General features: G+C 66.3%; 18 protein-coding genes. 11 read left to right on the top strand and 7 right to left on the bottom strand.

What is annotated here, in order from left to right:
- The first annotated feature begins 194 nt into the window (after positions 1 to 194).
- Positions 195 to 605, top strand: a complete 411-nt coding sequence (rnk, locus tag ACODTJ_RS02390; protein WP_488847517.1) for a nucleoside diphosphate kinase regulator — start codon at positions 195 to 197, stop codon at positions 603 to 605.
- 158 nt (positions 606 to 763) lie between these two features.
- On the opposite strand, the gene galE is transcribed toward rnk, so the two are convergent.
- Positions 764 to 1,756 carry a UDP-glucose 4-epimerase GalE gene (gene galE, locus ACODTJ_RS02395; protein WP_454655642.1) on the bottom strand — a complete coding sequence of 331 codons (993 nt, stop codon included), beginning with the start codon at positions 1,754 to 1,756 and terminating at the stop codon, positions 764 to 766.
- Positions 1,757 to 1,927: 171 nt separating this feature from the next.
- Between galE and galU the strand changes: the two genes are divergently transcribed.
- The 3 genes from galU (at position 1,928) to ACODTJ_RS02410 (ending at position 4,231) form a co-directional block, all read left to right on the top strand.
- Positions 1,928 to 2,806 (top strand): UTP--glucose-1-phosphate uridylyltransferase GalU, encoded by an 879-nt coding sequence (gene galU, locus ACODTJ_RS02400; protein WP_454655643.1) that lies wholly within the window; start codon positions 1,928 to 1,930, stop codon positions 2,804 to 2,806.
- A gap of 103 nt (positions 2,807 to 2,909) precedes the next feature.
- Positions 2,910 to 3,797 (top strand): methyltransferase domain-containing protein, encoded by an 888-nt coding sequence (locus tag ACODTJ_RS02405; RefSeq protein ID WP_454655644.1) that lies wholly within the window; start codon positions 2,910 to 2,912, stop codon positions 3,795 to 3,797.
- Entirely contained in the window at positions 3,794 to 4,231 is a 438-nt protein-coding gene (locus ACODTJ_RS02410; protein ID WP_454655645.1) for an acyl-CoA thioesterase, read from the top strand. Before ACODTJ_RS02405 ends, ACODTJ_RS02410 begins: the two co-directional genes overlap by 4 nt.
- Before the next feature lies 1 nt (position 4,232).
- Here ACODTJ_RS02410 and vapC read toward each other — a convergent pair whose 3' ends face one another.
- A complete protein-coding gene (gene vapC, locus ACODTJ_RS02415; protein WP_454655646.1) occupies positions 4,233 to 4,622 on the bottom strand; it encodes a type II toxin-antitoxin system VapC family toxin in 390 nt (129 codons plus the stop codon).
- The gene (locus ACODTJ_RS02420; RefSeq protein ID WP_454655647.1) at positions 4,619 to 4,831 is read right to left on the bottom strand and encodes a type II toxin-antitoxin system VapB family antitoxin; all 213 of its coding nucleotides are present in this window, start codon (positions 4,829 to 4,831) and stop codon (positions 4,619 to 4,621) included. Before ACODTJ_RS02420 ends, vapC begins: the two co-directional genes overlap by 4 nt.
- 149 nt (positions 4,832 to 4,980) lie before the next feature.
- On the opposite strand from ACODTJ_RS02420, the gene purL reads away from it, so the two are divergent.
- The 3 genes from purL to grxD are packed head-to-tail and all read left to right on the top strand — an operon-like array spanning position 4,981 to position 7,823.
- On the top strand, positions 4,981 to 7,191 hold the full coding sequence (gene purL, locus ACODTJ_RS02425) for a phosphoribosylformylglycinamidine synthase subunit PurL (RefSeq protein WP_454655648.1): 2,211 nt from the start codon (positions 4,981 to 4,983) through the stop codon (positions 7,189 to 7,191).
- A 12-nt stretch (positions 7,192 to 7,203) separates the two neighbouring features.
- Positions 7,204 to 7,440, top strand: coding sequence for a BolA family protein (locus tag ACODTJ_RS02430; RefSeq protein WP_061970071.1), 237 nt, complete (start codon positions 7,204 to 7,206; stop codon positions 7,438 to 7,440).
- A 47-nt stretch (positions 7,441 to 7,487) separates the two neighbouring features.
- A complete protein-coding gene (gene grxD / locus ACODTJ_RS02435) occupies positions 7,488 to 7,823 on the top strand; it encodes a Grx4 family monothiol glutaredoxin (RefSeq protein ID WP_454655649.1) in 336 nt (111 codons plus the stop codon).
- A gap of 78 nt (positions 7,824 to 7,901) precedes the next feature.
- Here the strand turns inward: grxD and ACODTJ_RS02440 are convergent, their stop codons facing one another.
- The 3 genes from ACODTJ_RS02440 to ACODTJ_RS02450 all read right to left on the bottom strand — a co-directional run bounded on the left by ACODTJ_RS02440 (position 7,902) and on the right by ACODTJ_RS02450 (position 10,671).
- On the bottom strand, positions 7,902 to 8,543 hold the full coding sequence (locus tag ACODTJ_RS02440) for a glutathione S-transferase family protein (protein ID WP_454655650.1): 642 nt from the start codon (positions 8,541 to 8,543) through the stop codon (positions 7,902 to 7,904).
- 42 nt (positions 8,544 to 8,585) lie between these two features.
- A complete protein-coding gene (locus ACODTJ_RS02445; RefSeq protein WP_454655651.1) occupies positions 8,586 to 8,834 on the bottom strand; it encodes a DUF1272 domain-containing protein in 249 nt (82 codons plus the stop codon).
- 106 nt (positions 8,835 to 8,940) lie between these two features.
- Complete coding sequence (locus ACODTJ_RS02450; RefSeq protein WP_454655652.1) at positions 8,941 to 10,671, bottom strand: carbamoyltransferase family protein; 1,731 nt, start codon at positions 10,669 to 10,671, stop codon at positions 8,941 to 8,943.
- A gap of 287 nt (positions 10,672 to 10,958) precedes the next feature.
- On the opposite strand from ACODTJ_RS02450, the gene ACODTJ_RS02455 reads away from it, so the two are divergent.
- Positions 10,959 to 13,115, top strand: coding sequence for a mechanosensitive ion channel domain-containing protein (locus ACODTJ_RS02455; protein WP_454655653.1), 2,157 nt, complete (start codon positions 10,959 to 10,961; stop codon positions 13,113 to 13,115).
- A 20-nt stretch (positions 13,116 to 13,135) separates the two neighbouring features.
- Here ACODTJ_RS02455 and tlpA read toward each other — a convergent pair whose 3' ends face one another.
- The gene (tlpA, locus tag ACODTJ_RS02460) at positions 13,136 to 13,762 is read right to left on the bottom strand and encodes a thiol:disulfide interchange protein TlpA (RefSeq protein WP_454655654.1); all 627 of its coding nucleotides are present in this window, start codon (positions 13,760 to 13,762) and stop codon (positions 13,136 to 13,138) included.
- A gap of 30 nt (positions 13,763 to 13,792) precedes the next feature.
- Here tlpA and argH point away from each other — a divergent pair, with 30 nt between their 5' ends.
- The 3 genes from argH (at position 13,793) to lysA (ending at position 17,077) form a co-directional block, all read left to right on the top strand.
- Positions 13,793 to 15,178: an argininosuccinate lyase gene (gene argH / locus ACODTJ_RS02465; RefSeq protein WP_454655655.1), complete on the top strand. Its 1,386-nt coding sequence runs from the start codon at positions 13,793 to 13,795 to the stop codon at positions 15,176 to 15,178.
- A gap of 243 nt (positions 15,179 to 15,421) precedes the next feature.
- Complete coding sequence (gene lptM, locus ACODTJ_RS02470; protein ID WP_454655656.1) at positions 15,422 to 15,685, top strand: LPS translocon maturation chaperone LptM; 264 nt, start codon at positions 15,422 to 15,424, stop codon at positions 15,683 to 15,685.
- 102 nt (positions 15,686 to 15,787) lie between these two features.
- Complete coding sequence (gene lysA / locus ACODTJ_RS02475) at positions 15,788 to 17,077, top strand: diaminopimelate decarboxylase (protein ID WP_454655657.1); 1,290 nt, start codon at positions 15,788 to 15,790, stop codon at positions 17,075 to 17,077.
- Positions 17,078 to 17,186: the final 109 nt, after the last annotated feature.

Here is a 17,186-nt window from a genome sequence, read left to right on the forward strand (position 1 = left end):
CCCCCTTCCGCCGCGGTCTGCACCGCTCGGGCAACCTTATCGCGGGCTTCTAGCCCCGGGCCTGTCGCGCTTGGCGCCTCCGGTTCGGGGGTGCGCCTGCTCTGCCGCTTTTTCCTGCGAGTTCGACCTTTTTGATGCCGCGCGGATTTCAACCGCCGGCGGGCGCTCGCCTTTTCGATGAAAGACCTGTCCTGATGTCCACCAAGCGTCCCGCCATCACCGTCACGGCCGCGGACCATGCCATGCTGAGCCGCATCGCGGCCGGCGCGGCCAACACCATGCCCGATCTCGCCGCCGAGCTGACCCATGAGCTCGACCGCGCCCGCATCCTGCCGGAGGGGCGCGTCTCGCATGACCATGCCCGGATCGGCAGCCGGATCGTCTATCGCGACGAAACCACCAAGCGGGAGAGCACGATCACGCTGGTCTGGCCTGAGCATGCCGATATCGAGAAGAACCGCATCTCGGTGATGACACCGATCGGCGTCGCGCTGATCGGCATGGCGGTCGAGCGCTCGATCGACTGGACGACGCGCTCCGGCGACGTCAAGCGCCTGACCGTGCTCGAAGTCTGCGAGCCGATGGAGGAAGAGGCGGCGTCCTGAGGCGGCGCTTTCACGAGCGGCCTCTGAACTTCATGGTCATCCCGGGCTTGACCCGGGATCCATGCCGGAGCGCTTCCGAATGAGGCTCTGGCATGGATCCCGGATCTCCGCTTCGCTGCGTCCGGGATGACAAAGGTCTCTTCTCAAATACGGCCTGCTCAGGCCGTGGCGTTCTTCGTCCTGAGCTTCTCTTCCCAGGCGAGTGCCTGGCCGACGATCTGTTCGAGGTCGTCATGCTCGGGCTGCCAGCCCAGTTCGGCGCGGATGCGGTCGGCGCGGGCGATCAGCGAGGCCGGGTCGCCCGCGCGACGCTCCGCCAGCGTCACCGGGAAATCGACGCCGGAGACCTTCTTCACGACCTCGACGACCTCCTTCACCGAATAGCCGCGGCCATAACCGCAGTTCAGCGTCAGGCTCTCACCGCCGCCGCGCAAATGATCGAGCGCGGCGAGGTGGGCGCGGGCGAGGTCGGTGACGTGGATGTAGTCGCGCACACAAGTGCCGTCGGGCGTCGCATAATCGGTGCCGAAGACGGTGAGGCCGTCGCGCTGGCCGAGCGCCGCCTGGCTCGCGACCTTGATGAGATGGGTGGCGTTCGGTGAGGACTGGCCGGAGCGCCCCTTCGGATCGGCGCCGGACACGTTGAAATAGCGCAGGGCGATATAAGTGAAGCCATGCGCGTTTGCCGCATCCTGCAACATCCACTCGCTCATCAGCTTGGAGCGGCCGTAAGGGTTGATCGGGTTCAGCGCGATCTCCTCCGGCACCGGCGAGACCGGCGGCTCGCCATAGACCGCGGCGGTGGAGGAAAAGATGACGTGCTTCACGCCCTTGCGCGCTGCGCTCTCGATCAGGGCGCGGGTCTTCACGGTATTGTTGAAATAATAGCCCAGAGGGTCAGAAACAGATTCCGGAACCACGATCCTGGCGGCGAAATGCGCGATCTCGCTGATCCCATATTCGCCGATCAGGCCCTCGACGAGTTCCTGGTTGCCGATATCGCCCTGGACGAAGATCGCCTCGGGCGGCACCGCCCACCAGAAGCCGGTGGAGAGATTGTCGAGCACCACGACCTTCTCGCCGCGGTCGAGCAATTCCAGGACCATATGGCTGCCGATGTAGCCGGCGCCGCCGGAAACCAATACCGCCATCGTCTCTCTCTCGCCTCATCTTCGTCAGGAACCGAACCTATCGAAAAACCGTTGACGGCTTCTCAAGGCCTGTCGGCTAATACCGCCTGATGGCCGGCAACCATGACAGTTGTGCGGCCGCCCCCACCATCGCCTTGCTTCGGCAAGGCTATCGCGCCCAATGGATTTTGCATGACGAAACGCATCCGCAAGGCCGTTCTTCCTGTCGCTGGTCTCGGCACCCGCTTCCTGCCCGCCACCAAGGCGATCCCGAAGGAGATGCTGACCATCGTCGACCGTCCGGTCGTGCAGCATGTCGTTGACGAGGCGCGCGCCGCCGGCATCGAGCATTTCATCTTCGTCACCGGCCGCAACAAGGCGGTGATCGAAGACCATTTCGACATGGCCTACGAACTCGACGACACGCTGGCCAAACGCAACAAGGTGAAGGAGCTGGAGGCGCTGAAGCACGACCTGCCGGCTGCGGGGGCGACCAGCTTCACCCGCCAGCAGGCGCCGCTCGGCCTCGGCCATGCCGTCTGGTGCGCGCGCGAGATCGTCGGCGACGAGCCCTTCGCGCTGCTGCTGCCGGATATGCTGCATTACAGCCAGGGCAAGGGTTGCCTCGCCGAGATGATCGATGCCTATGAGCAGCATGGCGGCAATCATGTCGCCGTTGCGCCCGTGCCGGACGACCAGACGCATCAATACGGCATCGTCGGGGTTCAAGACGCCAAGGCCAAGGTCTCGAAGATCACCGGCATGGTCGAGAAGCCGCCGAAAGGCACGGCCCCGTCGAACCTCCACATTTCCGGCCGCTACATTCTGCAGCCGACGATCTTCAACCTGCTCGCCAACCAGGAGAAGGGTGCGGGCGGCGAGATCCAGCTCACCGATTCGATGATCGCCCTGTCGCGTCAGGAGCCGTTCTACGCTGTGCGCTTCGACGGCGAGATCTACGATGCCGGTTCGAAGATCGGCTTCCTTGCGGCGAACGTCGCCTATGCGCTCGACCGTGGCGATCTCGGCCCGCAACTGCGCGCGGAAATCGAGAAGCTGCTCGACCGCTGAGTCGTGCAGGACCCGTTCAACTCAGCTCTCGTCCTGAGGAGCCATTCCGAATAGGAATGACGTCTCCAGGGACGAGGGCTTGTGTCTTGCCGACGGTGCAAAGTTGAGTGACCAGAGTCTCGTCTTCGACCGGGCGCTCGGCCGTTCGCGGCTGAGGCGCGCGCTTGCCGGCGACTACCCGGATTTCCTGCTACAGCGCGCGGCCGATGATCTGAAGGACCGGCTGGGCGCGGTGCTGCGCGAGTTCGCGGTCGCGGCCGATCTCGGCACGGCCTTGCCCGTCGTCGCGCCCGTGCTTGCCGGCCGGGCCGGGCGGCTGCTGCGCATGGCGGAAACCGCAGGGGCGCCGGCCGATCTCGTCGGCGATCTCGAAAGCCTGCCTTTCGCAGCCGGCTCGCTCGATCTCGCCGTCTCGCTGCTCGCGCTGCACGGGGTCAACGACCTGCCCGGCGCGCTCATCCAGATCAAGCGGGCGCTCAAGCCCGACGGCCTGTTCATGGGCTGTCTGCTCGGCGGCCGGACGCTGCAGGAGCTCAGGCAGGCGCTGCTCGAAGCCGAGAGCGAGACGATGGGCGGGGTCAGCCCGCGCGTCGCCCCCTTCGCCGACCTGCGCGATCTCGGTGGGCTGTTGCAGCGCGCCGGTTTCGCATTGCCCGTCATCGACAGCGAGATCGTGACCGTGCGCTATCGCGATGCCTTCGGGCTGCTGCGCGACCTGCGCGCCATGGGCTGGGCCAACGCGCTCGTCGCCCGGCGCAAGACGCCGCTTCGGCGAGAGACGCTGCTGCGCGCGGCTTCGCTCTATGCCGAGCGCTTTGCCGACCCGGATGGACGCCTGCCCGCGACCTTCGAATTCGTCTGGGTCTCCGGCTGGGCGCCGCATGAAAGCCAGCAGAAGCCGCTGAAGCCCGGCTCAGCCAAGGCGCGGCTGGCCGATGCGCTCGGCGTGCCGGAGATCAAGGCGGGTGAGAAACCGGGCGGCGAGAGATGAGCGAGCGCCAGCCGCGCCTGACCCGCGCCGATTTCCGCGTCTTCCGCGCCATCCCGACACGCTGGCACGACAACGACGCCTACGGGCACGTCAACAATGTCGTCTATTACGGCTGGTTCGACACCGCGGTGAATGCCTGGCTGATCGAGAACGGCTTCCTTGATCTTGCCGGCAGCGAGATCGTCGGGCTCGTGGTCGAGACGGCTTGCACCTATTTCGAGAGCGTCGCCTTCCCCGAGACGGTGGAGGCCGGGATCGCGGTCGAGCGCCTCGGCAACAGCTCGGTCACCTATCGCATCGGCATCTTCCGGCAAGGCGGCGCGCAGGCGGCGGCGCAAGGGCGCTTCACCCATGTCTATGTCGAACGCGTGGACCAGAAGCCGGTGCCGATCCCGGCGCCGCTCAGGGGCGCGTTGGTACAGCTGGCGGTCTGAACTAAAGCGCGCGAAGGCCGCAATGCTCGATCATCGGATCGAAATCGCGATCCTGATGAAGCAGCAAATGGCCGTGCTCGATGCAATAGGTGGCGATGATCACATCGGCCGTCTTGCGTATGGTGATCCCGCGTTGGCGAAGCAGGCGATAGTTTGCGGCGGCACGGGGAGCGAGCGCAGCCCCGAGCAGAGGAACGATGGGAAAAGCGGACATCGACGCTTCGATCGTCACAGCATGCTTGTCGTCGCGCGCTCCTTGCAATACCTCCGTCAGAATGAGGTCTCCGATCAGGATATCGGAGACGTGCTCGACAGCGGTCAGTTGCGCGACTTGGGGCGATGCCTCGCCACGCAGCAACGCAATCCAGACAGACGAGTCGACGAGGATCACTGCCGGTCCGGCGACACTTCAACCCGCCTCATGGCGTCGAGGTCGCCTTCCCAACCCAAGCCGGCCAACTCTTGCAAGGCGCGGCGCTGGCGATGTTGCTGAACGACGAGCCGCAACGCTTCCTCGACGGTCGCGCGCTTGGTCGGCAAGCCGGTCGCCTCCATCGCTTCGGCGAGCAACTCGTCATCGAGCTCGATATTGGTGCGCATCGGAGCACTTCAATGTGTAAAAAGTGTGTATTTTATACACATCGGAACAACCTGCTTCAAGGGCGAGCCGGGAATCCGTTGTCTCGCACGTTAAGGCAGGCTATGCCCCTGCCAACCCCTATCGCCGGACCGTCAGGAACCCTGAGCCCGTGATTCCGAACGACATCAAGATCACCCCGCAGCTCGTCGCCGAGCACGGCCTGAAGCCGGACGAGTACCAGCGCTTCCTGCATCTGATCGGCCGCGAGCCGACGATCACGGAACTCGGCATCGTCTCGGCGATGTGGAACGAGCACTGCTCCTACAAGTCGTCGAAAATCCATCTGAAGACGCTGCCGACCAAGGCGCCTTGGGTGATCCAGGGCCCGGGCGAGAATGCCGGCGTCATCGATATCGGCGAGGGCACCGCCATCGTCTTCAAGATGGAGAGCCATAACCATCCGTCCTTCATCGAGCCCTATCAGGGCGCGACGACGGGCGTCGGTGGCATCCTGCGCGACGTCTTCACCATGGGTGCCCGCCCGATCGCGGTGCTCGACGCGCTGCGCTTCGGCTCGCCCGATCATCCCAAGACCCGCCATCTCGTCTCCGGCGTCGTCGCCGGCATCGGCGGCTACGGCAATTCCTTTGGCGTGCCGAATGTCGGCGGCGCCACCGGCTTCCACACGCGCTATGACGGCAACATCCTCGTCAACGCGATGGCGGTGGGCATCGCCCAGGCCGACGAGATCTTCTACGCCAAGGCCTCCGGCGTCGGTAAGGCGATCGTCTATCTCGGTTCGAAGACCGGCCGCGACGGCATCCACGGCGCGACCATGGCCTCGGCCGAATTCGACGACAAGTCGGAGGAGAAGCGTCCGACCGTGCAGGTCGGCGACCCCTTCGCCGAGAAGCTCCTGCTCGAAGCCTGCCTCGAGATCATGGCTGCCGGCCATGTCGACGCGATTCAGGACATGGGCGCCGCCGGCCTGACCTGCTCGGCCGTCGAGATGGGCGCCAAGGGCGATCTCGGCGTCGAGCTCGACCTGGACAAGGTGCCCTGCCGCGAGGAGGGCATGAGCGCCTATGAGATGATGCTGTCGGAGAGCCAGGAGCGCATGCTCATGGTGATCAAGCCCGGCCATGAGGATGCCGCCGAGGCGATCTTCAAGAAGTGGGGTCTGGACTTCGCCGTCATCGGCCACACCACCGACACGCTGCGCTTCGTCGTGAAGCACCAGGGCGAGGTCATGGCCGACCTGCCGATCAAGGAGCTGGGCGACGAGGCTCCGGAATACGACCGGCCCTGGATCGAGACCGCGCCGCAGCAGCGCATCGCGGCCGAGACCGTGACGCCGCCTTGCGGCAATGCCGAGGCGCTGAAGACGCTGATCGGCTCGCCGGACCTGTCGTCCAAGCGCTGGATCTGGGAGCAATACGATACGCTGATCCTCGGCAATTCGGCGGTGACGCCGGGTGGCGATGCCGGCGTGATCCGCATCGAGGACGGGCCGCGGGGCCTCGCCATGACCGCCGACGTGACGCCGCGCTATTGCGAAGCCGATCCGTTCGAGGGCGGCAAGCAGGCGGTGGCCGAAGCCTGGCGCAACCTGACCGCGACCGGCGCGACGCCGCTCGCCGTCACCGACAACCTCAATTTCGGCAATCCCGAGAAGCCGGAAGTCATGGGCCAGCTTGTCGGCTGCGTTCGTGGCATCGGCGAGGCCTGCAAGGTGCTCGACTTCCCGGTCGTGTCCGGCAACGTCTCGCTCTACAACGAGACCAATGGCATCTCGATCCTGCCGACCCCGACCATCGGCGGCGTCGGCGTCATGGCCGATGTCACCAAGCACGCGACCGTCGCTTTCAAGGCTGAGAACGAGGCGATCATCCTGATCGGCGAGACCACGGGCTGGCTCGGCCAGAGCGCCTATCTCGCGACCGTCTGCGGCCGCGAGGAGGGCGCTCCGCCGCCGGTCGATCTCAAGATCGAACGCCGCAACGGCGATTTCGTGCGCGGGCTGATCACGTCGGGCAAGGTCTCGACCTGTCATGACCTGTCGGATGGCGGCCTTGCCGTGGCGTTGGCCGAGATGGCGATGGCCAAGGGCATTGGCGCGACCATCGAGACGCTGCCGGCGGGCCCCGTCCATGCCGCGCTCTTCGGCGAGGATCAGGCGCGTTATGTCCTGACCGTCCCGGCTGCTGAGGCCGATGCCGTGATCGCTGCCGCCAAGGCTGCCGGCGTGCCGGCGCTCGCCATCGGCAAGACGGGCGGCGCTTCGCTTGCCCTGCCGGGCGAGCCTGCGCTGGCGATCGCCGACCTCCGCAAGATCCATGAAGACTGGCTGCCGACCTACATGGCCGGCAAGGCGGCCTGAGGAGTTCGACCCATGGCGATGGACGCGCACGAGATCGAGCGCATGATCAAGGCGGCGCTGCCGGATGCGGCGATCGAGATCAAGGATCTGGCCGGCGACGGCGACCACTATGCCGCGACCGTCGTCTCGGCCGCCTTCAAGGGCAAGACCCGGGTGCAGCAGCACCAGATGGTCTATGCCGCGCTCCAGGGGAATATGGGCGGCGTGCTGCACGCCCTTGCGCTGACGACCAGCGTTCCCCAAGATTAGAACGAGACCATCCGGCGGGCCTTGAACCCGCTTCAGGAGACGAGACGATGTCCGACGTCAATGCCCGCATCGAAGCGGAAGTGAAGAACAACGACGTGGTGCTGTTCATGAAGGGCACGCCGCAATTCCCGATGTGCGGCTTCTCCGGCCAGGTCGCCCAGATTCTCGGCTATATCGGCGTGCCCTATAAGGGCGTGAACGTGCTCGAGGATCAGGAGATCCGCGAGGGCATCAAGGCCTATTCGAGCTGGCCGACGATCCCGCAGCTCTACGTCAAGGGCGAGTTCATCGGCGGCTGCGACATCACCCGCGAGATGTTCCAGGCCGGCGAACTGCAGCAGCTCTTCGAAGAGAAGGGCATTGCGGTCAAGCAGGCGAGCTGAGGCTCGCCGCCACGGCCCATCCGCCCGCGTCGAAAGCGGGCACGGGCTGCCCTATGCCGATCTTTCCCGCGAAACCGCTTAGGCGGGATAGGCGGTGGCCTGCATGGCAGGCCGCCGCATCATGTCCGCCCACCAGGCCTCGATGAGGGGCTGCGCGGCGAGGAGCGCCTCAGCCTCCAGCGCCAGTGCGAAATAGGCGAACATGGGAGCGGCGTGCAGATCGGCCAGCGTCAGCTCGGCGCCGGCGAGGAAGGGCCCGCCATCCATCAGGTCGTTGATCGCACGCAGGCATAGCTGCGCCTTGGGCAGGGCGGCCTGGATTCGCGCCCCGTCCGGCGCGCGTCCCTGCTTGGGGGCGGAGACCCGCTCCACATAGATGTCCCAGACCAGCGTGCGATAGGCGTAGGAATCGAGGATGCTCGTGAGCTGATTGACGCGGGCTCGTTCGCGCGGCGCGGAAGGTTGGAGCGCGGGGCCGGGGAATGCCTCATCGACATAGCGTTCGATGGCGCCGGCTTCGTAAAGCTGGAAGCCATCATGTTCGAAGGCGGGGATGCGGCCGAATGGCTGTCGCTCCAGCAGCGAAGCAGGCGGCCCGTTCTCAGCGAAGACATCGACCGGGTCCAGCCGATAGGCCACGCCCTTTTCTTCAAGCGCTAGCCGGACCGCACGGACATAGACGCTGTAGGGCGCACCATAGACGACAGGCATGGACGTCATTGCGCACTCCCTGGCCGATCGATCGGCCGTCTTTTGATGCGCTCAAGCGGCCGCGCATTGCGGGTGCGGCTTGCGGACGCGCTCGGTCGAGGCCGGGTATTTCTCCAGCAGCCGCTCCGGTCTGATCGGCCGGCGCACGAGGTCGCCGCCGCAGTTCGGGCAGGCGCCGGCAAAGCGCGTCTCGACGCAGTCGCTGCAGAAGGTGCATTCGAAGGTGCAGATCAAGGCGTCGCGTGATTGCGGCGGCAGGTCGCGGTCGCAGCATTCGCAGTTCGGGCGCAGTTTCAGCATGACGTCGTCTCCTTCGGGCAGGCCGGAAGAATGACCACAAACCAGCCTGAGACCAGCGATTTCGCGTGATCTGACCGATCAACGCGACGGATTGATCGCCCGTCGGCTATTTCACCAGCAGCCAGTCTTCGATCACCAGCGCGTCGAGCCCGCTCGTATAGAACATCAGGATCGCGTCCTCCGCCGTGTGCAGGATCGGCTTGCCCATGATGTTGAACGAGGTGTTGAGGATCACCGGCACGCCCGTCAGGTCATGGAAGGCCGAGATCAGCGCGTGGTAGCGCGGATTGCGCTCGGCCGTGACGCTCTGGAGCCGGCCGGTCGCGTCCTCATGGACCACGGCCGGGACACGGTCGCGGACAGCTTCCTTCCAGACCAGCGTGCGCTCCATATAGGGCGCGTCCTGATAGGTCTCGAACCAGTCGGCGGCATGCTCGGCCAGGATCGAGGGCGCGAAGGGGCGGAACGCCTCGCGGTACTTCACCTTGGCGTTGAGGATGTCCTTGGCATCGGCGGGGCGCGGATCGGCGATGATCGAGCGGTTGCCGAGCGCGCGCGGGCCGAACTCGGCGCGGCCCTGCACCCAGCCGATCAGCTTGCCCTCGGTCAGGAGCTTGGCGGTGACGGGCGCGATCTCATCGGGAGTGAGCTTGCGCAGGCGCTTTTCCCAGAGCTGCATGCGCTCGAGGGGCTCGGTCGAGACTGTCGAGCCGAGATAGGGCGTCAACGGCCCCTTCGGCGCGCGCCAGCCGGGATTGGCCTCGGAATGGGCGAGCCAGGCAGCCCCGATCGCGTTGCCGTCGTCGGCGGGGGCGGAGGGCACGAAGACCGTCTTGAAGCTGTGGCGGCCGGCGATCTTGCCGTTGAAGGACGAGTTCAGCGCGCAGCCGCCGGCCAGGACGAGGTTTTCAACTGGCACGAGCGCTGCGGCTTCGCCGAGCAGTGCTTCCATCATTTCGGCGAAGACGTCCTGCCCGCAGCGGGCGAGATCGGCCCAGCCCTGGTCGAGCGCATCCGCCGGGCGCTTCGCCAGGATCTCGGCGGCGACGCCCTGCACGATATCCGCCTTGGCGAAGGAGAGCTTGTGGCCCTCGATGCTGTAGAGCTTGCGCAGCAGCGCCATCAGCTCCGGGTCGGTCTTGCCATAGGGCGCGAGCCCCATGATCTTCCATTCCTCGCCCTTGGCCTGGTCGAAACCGGCGAGATCGGTGACGAGCCCGAAATAGAAGCCGATCGATTCCCGCCCACGGTGGCGCTTCACCTCGCGCAGCTTGCTGTTCTCCAGCGCGAAGATCGCGGAGGCGCCGGTCTCGCCCATGCCGTCGACGACGAGGCAGGCGGCGTTGTCGAAGGGCGAGGACCAGCAGGCATAGGCCGCGTGGCTGAGATGGTGGCCATAGCGCTTCAGGCCGGTGACATTGGCCTTGCCATAGGCGCGGTCGAGCCCGAGCAGCACGCCCATGCCGGCGCGTTGCTGGCCGAGATGGAGCGAGGCGATCAGGGCGCGCTCGGTCCGTTCCGGCACCAGCGAACGGTTGAGCTCAGGCGAGAGCTTGAGCAGGGCATCGAGCGTGAAGGAGCCGGCGCGGGCCATCTGGTCGAGGAAGCCGGTGAAATCCTCGCCCCAGCTGGTGGCGATGCGGACCTCGGCATCCTTGGGAATGTAGCGCTTGAGCAGCCCTTCCATGCGCGGCGCCGAATCCGGCTCGCAGTTCGGCGCGCGCTTGTATTGCAGGTAGCGCTCGGTCGCTTCCGCGAAGAGAACCGCGCCATCGGGACCGATGATCGCGATGGCGGGATCGTGGAAGGTGGTGGCAAGGCCGATCGTATAGGTCATGGCCGAGAGTCAATAACCTCTTCGGCTCCCAGCGCCAATGGCGGTGGCGCCCCCTCCGCCGCGGGTCTCTCCGAAGCTGCGTCTGAGTATTCGTGGGGTGATTCTGATTGCGGGGCGGTCGAAATTTGAGAGAGCAGGTTTGACCTGCGTGCCTCCGTGCCTAGTATGAAGGAGAATCTTCCCTTCAACGGCGGTGAATTTGTTCGATGAGATTATGGGTATTGGTCGCGGTTGCCCTGATGGCATTTGGCAGTATTGTTTCGGCTCAGGACAGAACTCCGCCTCCAGTGACCACGACTGCCGTTCCCGCGCAGGCATCCCCCTCGTCGCTCGATGATCTCGTCCGCATTCTCGAGGATGACGGGCTGCGCACCGAGCTGCTGCAACGGTTGAAGCAGCGGCAGGTCGGCCAGGAAAACGGTGAGGTTGCCGCGGCACCGGCCGAGGCGGAATCCGGCTTCGCCCGCGGCATTGCGGAGTATACCAAGGCGTTCGCCGAGCAGAGCGCGGCCGCCCTGTCCGCGGCGGTTCAGACGTTTCGCCAGCTAGGTAGCGTCGTCTCCGGCCAGTCGCGGTTCGAGATGGTGCGGCTGCGCGATGTCGGGCTGGCGCTCGGCTTCGTCATCGCCGCCATTTTGGGCAGCTTCCTGATGGCACGCCTGCTCGCCGAACGGCTCCAGACGGCCCTGTCCCGCCGGGTCGCCGGCCTTTCCTGGCCGGCGCGGTCTCTCGGCCTGCTCGTCGCGGTCGCCGTCGATCTCGCCGGCGTCGCGCTCGCCTGGGGGGCGGGCTATCTGCTCGTCCTCAACCTGGTCGGCACCACCGGGCGCATCACGCTGGAGCAAACGCTGCTGCTCAACGCCTTCCTGGCGGTCGAACTCGTCAAGGTGGCGATGCGGGCGGTTCTGGAACCGCGCCATCCGGCGATGCGGCTGATGCCGCTCGACGACACCACCGCTGCCTACTGGTACTTCTGGCTGGCGCGGCTGGTCTCGTTGCTGGGCTACACCTTCCTGTTCGTCGCGCCGGTCCTCGGGCTCTATTTGCCGCCTGCTCCGGTTCAGGCGCTCAAGGTCCTCGTCGTGATGAGCGCCCTGGTCATCGCGATCCTGATCATCCTGCAGAATCGCGTTCAGGTCAGGCGCCGGCTGTTCGCGGCCCGTGAGGCCGGCCGGCACGACCTGCTGGCGCAGGCCAGCCACTTCGCCGGGCAGTTCTGGCATGTCGTCGCCATCCTCTATCTCGTCGGCGTGTTCTTCGTCTGGCTGGTCAACCCGCTGCGCGCACTGCCCTTCGTGCTCGGCGCCACCGTCGAGTCGGTCGCCATCGGCATCATCGGCGGGCTGGTGATCGCCTTCGTCTCGCGCCTGGTGAATATCAGCGTGCGCCTGCCGGAGGACGTGCGGCTGCGCCTGCCGCTGCTGGAGCCGCGCCTGCGGGCCTTCGCGCCGCGCGTGATGCAGTTCGTGCGCCTGCTGATCCTGTTCGGCGTGCTGCTGATGATCGCGCAGGCCTGGCAGCTGCTCGACATCCTGGCCTGGCTGTCGAGCGCATCGGGCCAGCGGCTCGCGGGCGCGCTGGTCTCGGCCGGGCTGATCGCGCTCATCGGACTGGCGATCTATGTCGCCATGCTGTCCTGGGTCGAATACCGGCTCAATCCGGATTTCGGCACCGTGCCGACGGCGCGCGAGAAGACGCTGCTCGCGCTCTTCCGCAACGCCTTCACCGTGGCGCTCGCCGTGCTGGTGGTGATGCTCGTGCTGGCGCAGCTCGGGCTCAACATCGCGCCGCTGCTCGCCGGCGCCGGCGTCCTCGGCCTGGCGATCGGCTTCGGCGCGCAGAAGCTGGTGCAGGACATCATCACCGGCGTCTTCATCCAGTTCGAGAATGTGATGAACGAGGGCGACGTGGTGCAGGTCGGCGGCAAGTCCGGCGTGGTCGAGCGGCTGACCATCCGCTCGGTCTCGATCCGCTCGCTCGACGGCACGGTCCATCTCATCCCGTTCTCCTCGGTCGATCACGTCTCCAACATGATGCGCGGCTTCTCCTTCCATGTCGCCGAGATCGGCGTGGCCTATCGCGAGAACATCCCGGAGGTGAAGGAGGCGATGGAGGAGGCCTTCGAGCGGCTCAGGGAGACCGAGCATGGCGAGAAGATCATCGGGCCGCTGGACATGCAGGGCATCACGGCCTTCGGCGATTCCGCGATCACGGTGAGGGCGCGCATCAAGACGTTGCCGGGCGCGCAATGGGGCGCCGGCCGCGCCTATAACGAGCTGATCAAGGAGATCTTCGACCGGCGCGGCATCGAGATCCCGTTCCCGCACGTCACGCTCTACATGGGCGAGGACAAGCAGGGCAAGGCGCCGCCATTGCGTGTGGAAGGACGTGCCGACCGCCCCGCGGCCGCGTTCACCGCCGCAGCGGCGGGCGCGCGGGGCTGAGCGGGCGGGCGCAGGCCGGATCAGCGGCCGATGGCGGCCTTCATCAGCGCCTTTGCCTCAGTGCTCGCCCAGTCGGCCGGCCCCTGGATGATGCCGAGCTCGCAGCCGGCCTTGTCGACGATCAAGCTGACCGGCATGCCCTCGACCTTGTGGGCCGCGCGCAGGACCTGGAAGGTCGCGGCCTGCGGATCGGCGTAGAAGGGCAGGGCGGCGATCCTGTTATCGGCAAGCCAGGTCTTCGGCTTGTCGAGATTGCGGGTGTCGATATTGATCGCGACGACCGCGAAATCCGGCCCGCCCATCTCCTTCTGGAGCGCGTCGAGCGAGGGCATTTCCTTCAGACAGGGCGCGCACCAGGTCGCCCAGAGATTGACCAGCAGCGTCTTGCCCTTCAGCGCTGCCAGCGTCGTCGGCTGGCCGTCGGGCCCTGTGAAGGCGAGCGCCGGGGCCGGCTGCGGTCGCGTGCGCAGTTCGACCGCCGCGACCTCGCCCTTGACCAGCGGCTTCATGCGCGCGACCGCCGCGCTTGCCGCGCTGCATGATCCGTTGCCGGCATCGCCCCGGACGGAGTAGAAGGCGGCTACGCCAGCGAGGCCGAGCGCCGCCACGACCCCGAGGGCCAGTCCGATCTTTTTTCCAGACGTCATTATGCGTCCTCAAAAGCAGGAAAGACCGTCGTGAGCAATCGCATGTGGGGTGGGCGTTTCGCCACAGGTCCCGACGCCATCATGGAGGAAATCAACGCCTCCATCGATTTCGACCAGAAGCTCTGGCGCCAGGACATCCGCGGCTCGCTGGCGCATGCGGCCATGCTGGCCGAGACCGGCATCCTGACCAAGGAGGATGTCGCGACGATCATCGCCGGCCTGAAAAAGGTCGAGGGCGAGATCGAGAGCGGCGCGTTCACGTTCTCGCGGGCACTCGAAGACGTCCATATGAACGTCGAGTCGAATCTCAAGGACAAGATCGGCCTCGCCGCCGGCCGCCTGCACACCGCCCGCTCGCGCAACGACCAGGTCGCGACCGACATGCGGCTCTGGGTGCGCGACACGCTCGACGAGATCGACGGCCAGATGGCCGACCTCCAGCTCGCCATGGCCGAGAAGGCGGACACCTATGCCGGCGCGGTGATGCCGGGCTTCACCCATCTCCAGTCGGCGCAGCCGGTCACCTTCGGCCATCACCTGCTCGCCTATGTCGAGATGCTCGGCCGCGACCGCAGCCGCATCCGCGATGCCCGCGCCCGCCTCAACGAATGCCCGCTCGGTGCGGCCGCGCTCGCCGGCACCTCCTTCCCGATCGACCGGCACATGACGGCGAAGGCCCTCGGCTTCGACCGGCCGACGGCGAACTCGCTCGATTCGGTCTCGGATCGCGATTTCGTGCTGGAGACGCTTTCGGCCGCCTCGATCTGCGCGATGCATCTGTCGCGCTTCGCCGAGGAGATCGTGCTGTGGTCGACGCCGCAGTTCGGCTTCGTCCGGCTCTCGGATGCCTTCTCGACGGGGTCGTCGATCATGCCGCAGAAGCGCAATCCCGATGCGGCCGAGCTGGTGCGCGGCAAGGCGGGGCGCGTCTTCGGTGCCTTGCAGGCCCTGCTGACGATGATGAAGGGCCTGCCGCTGACCTATTCGAAGGACATGCAGGAGGACAAGGAAGGCACGTTCGACGCGTTGCAGACGCTGTCGCTCTGCCTTGCCGCCACCGCCGGCATGGTCCGCGACATGCAGCCCGACCTCAAGGTGATGAAGAAGGCCGCCGGCCTCGGCTACGCCACGGCGACCGATCTCGCCGATTGGCTGGTGCGCGTCCTGAAGATGCCGTTCCGTGACGCGCATCATGTGACCGGGCGCCTCGTCGGCATCGCCTCCGAGAAGAAGGTCGGCCTGGAGAAGCTCTCGCTCGCCGAGATGCAGGCCGTCGAGCCTCAGATCACCGAGGCCGTCTTCGCCGTGCTCGGCGTCGACCAGTCGGTGAAGAGCCGCGTCAGCTATGGCGGCACGGCCCCGGCCAATGTCCGCAAGCAGGCCCGTCGCTGGCTGAAACAGCTCGCGAAGGGCTAGAGCCTGTCGACATCTGACCGTCGCGACTCACGGTTGTCATTCCGGGGCGCGCCGTAGGCGCGAACCCGGAACCCACGACTGGGCGAGCCGCCTGCAACGGACAATAGATGTCTCACCCAGTCGTGGGTTCCGGGCTCTTCGCTACGCGAAGCCCCGGAATGACAGAGGGGCAGTCACAAGCGCTCGCGCTCCGCCGCATCCTCCGCTAAGGTCCCGCCACGTTTCGCCCGAGGGTTCGTTTTCGTGCTTGATTCCCGCCTGAAACTCGGCCGCACCTTGCTGGTCGTCGGCCTGCTGGCTGTTGCGCTCGCCGCCTGCGGGCGCAAGGGGCCGCTGGAGGCGCCGCCCAATGCGACCGGCGCCATCGACCTGCCTGACGACCAGATCGGCGCGAAAGAGAACGATCCGGCCTCGCTGGGCTCGGCCTCCGTGCTGGCGAAGCCGCCCAAGGCCAACAAGGCTATCACCGTACCGGACAAGCCCTTCGTCCTCGATTCGCTGATGTGACGGCCGGCGCCGTCGCGACATTCATACCCTGCGTCGGGCTCAGGTGCGCGCTTCGCTCCGCCCGAGACTGACGCCTGCCTAGCCTGACTGCGAGCTCATCCCATGCATCATTTCGCCTATCGCGACGGCTCGCTCCATGCCGAGGGCGTCGATCTCCAGCGCATCGCGGCCGAGGTCGGCACGCCGGTCTATGTCTATTCGAGCGCGACGATCGAGCGGCACTACAAGCTGTTCGAAGCGGCGATGAAGACGACCGCGCCCGCCGGCAAGGCCCATGTCTTCTACGCCATGAAGGCGAACGGCAATCTCGGCGTGCTGAAGACGCTGGGCGCGCTCGGCGCCGGCATCGACACGGTCTCCGAAGGCGAGGTGCGCAAGGCGCTCGCCGCCGGCATCCCGCCCGAGAAGATCGTGTTCTCCGGTGTCGGCAAGAGCGAGCAGGAACTGCGCTTCGCGGTTGAGGCCGGACTCTACCAGGTCAATATCGAGAGCGAGAGCGAGCTCGACCTGCTCTCCAAGGTCGCAAGCCAGCTCGGCAAGCGGCAGGAAGCGGTGTTCCGAGTCAATCCGGATATCGGCGCCGGCGGCCATGCCAAGATCACGACCGGCTCCTCCGAGAACAAGTTCGGTGTCTCCTTCGAGGAGGTCGGCCGGCTCTATTCGCGCGCGGCCAACATGCCCGGCGTGCGGATCATGGGCCTCGCGGTCCATATCGGCAGCCAGATCCGCGAGATCGACGCTTTCGAGGCGGCCTACACCAAGATGGTCGCGCTGCTCGGCGACCTCAGGGCTGAGGGCCACCGCGTCGACCGGCTCGATCTCGGCGGCGGACTCGGCATCCCCTACGATATCCCGAAGACGTTCGACTACGGGCCGGGGCTGATCGAGGCCTATGCCGAGATGGTCGCCAAGGTGACCAAGGGGCTCGATGTCGAGCTCGGTTTCGAGCCCGGCCGCCTGATCGTCGGCAATGCCGGCATCCTGCTGACGCGGGTGCTGCATCTCAATCCACGCCCGACCAAGCAGTTCCTCGTGGTCGATGCCGCGATGAATGACCTGGTCCGCCCGGCGATGTACGAGGCCTATCACGAGATCTGGCCGGTGGCGGAGCCGGCGATCGGCGGGCCGGAGCTGGCCTACGACGTCGTCGGCCCGATCTGCGAATCGGGCGACACCTTCACCACCGGGCGCCAACTGCCGCAGCTCCGCCAGAACGACCTCGTCGCCTTCATGACGGCCGGCGCCTATGGCGCCTCGATGTCCTCGACCTATAACCAGCGCCTGCTGGTGGCCGAGGTCATGGTCAAGGGCGACCAGTATGCCGTGACGCGGCCGCGCCAGAGCTATGAGGAGCTCATCGGTACGGACAAGCTGCCCGGCTGGTTCGCCTGATCAGTCCCACCCAGCACCGCTCCGTTCACGAAAGGCGGAGCGCTGTGCGTTGGCGCCTCTTCGCGCTGGCAATGCCACATTCGCGTGCTAGCCTGACTGGGTCAGGCGA

This window comes from Allobosea sp. FG18, from assembly GCF_057809495.1.

Excerpts from the sequence above, each read along its gene's own strand:
- rnk (WP_488847517.1), top strand. The coding sequence starts at position 195 with ATGTCCACCAAGCGTCCCGCCATCACCGTCACGGCCGCGGACCATGCC.
- galE (WP_454655642.1), bottom strand. The coding sequence starts at position 1,756 with ATGGCGGTATTGGTTTCCGGCGGCGCCGGCTACATCGGCAGCCATATG.
- galU (WP_454655643.1), top strand. The coding sequence starts at position 1,928 with ATGACGAAACGCATCCGCAAGGCCGTTCTTCCTGTCGCTGGTCTCGGC.
- ACODTJ_RS02410 (WP_454655645.1), top strand. The coding sequence starts at position 3,794 with ATGAGCGAGCGCCAGCCGCGCCTGACCCGCGCCGATTTCCGCGTCTTC.
- ACODTJ_RS02420 (WP_454655647.1), bottom strand. The coding sequence starts at position 4,831 with ATGCGCACCAATATCGAGCTCGATGACGAGTTGCTCGCCGAAGCGATG.
- ACODTJ_RS02430 (WP_061970071.1), top strand. The coding sequence starts at position 7,204 with ATGGCGATGGACGCGCACGAGATCGAGCGCATGATCAAGGCGGCGCTG.
- grxD (WP_454655649.1), top strand. The coding sequence starts at position 7,488 with ATGTCCGACGTCAATGCCCGCATCGAAGCGGAAGTGAAGAACAACGAC.
- ACODTJ_RS02440 (WP_454655650.1), bottom strand. The coding sequence starts at position 8,543 with ATGACGTCCATGCCTGTCGTCTATGGTGCGCCCTACAGCGTCTATGTC.
- ACODTJ_RS02445 (WP_454655651.1), bottom strand. The coding sequence starts at position 8,834 with ATGCTGAAACTGCGCCCGAACTGCGAATGCTGCGACCGCGACCTGCCG.
- ACODTJ_RS02450 (WP_454655652.1), bottom strand. The coding sequence starts at position 10,671 with ATGACCTATACGATCGGCCTTGCCACCACCTTCCACGATCCCGCCATC.
- tlpA (WP_454655654.1), bottom strand. The coding sequence starts at position 13,762 with ATGACGTCTGGAAAAAAGATCGGACTGGCCCTCGGGGTCGTGGCGGCG.
- lysA (WP_454655657.1), top strand. The coding sequence starts at position 15,788 with ATGCATCATTTCGCCTATCGCGACGGCTCGCTCCATGCCGAGGGCGTC.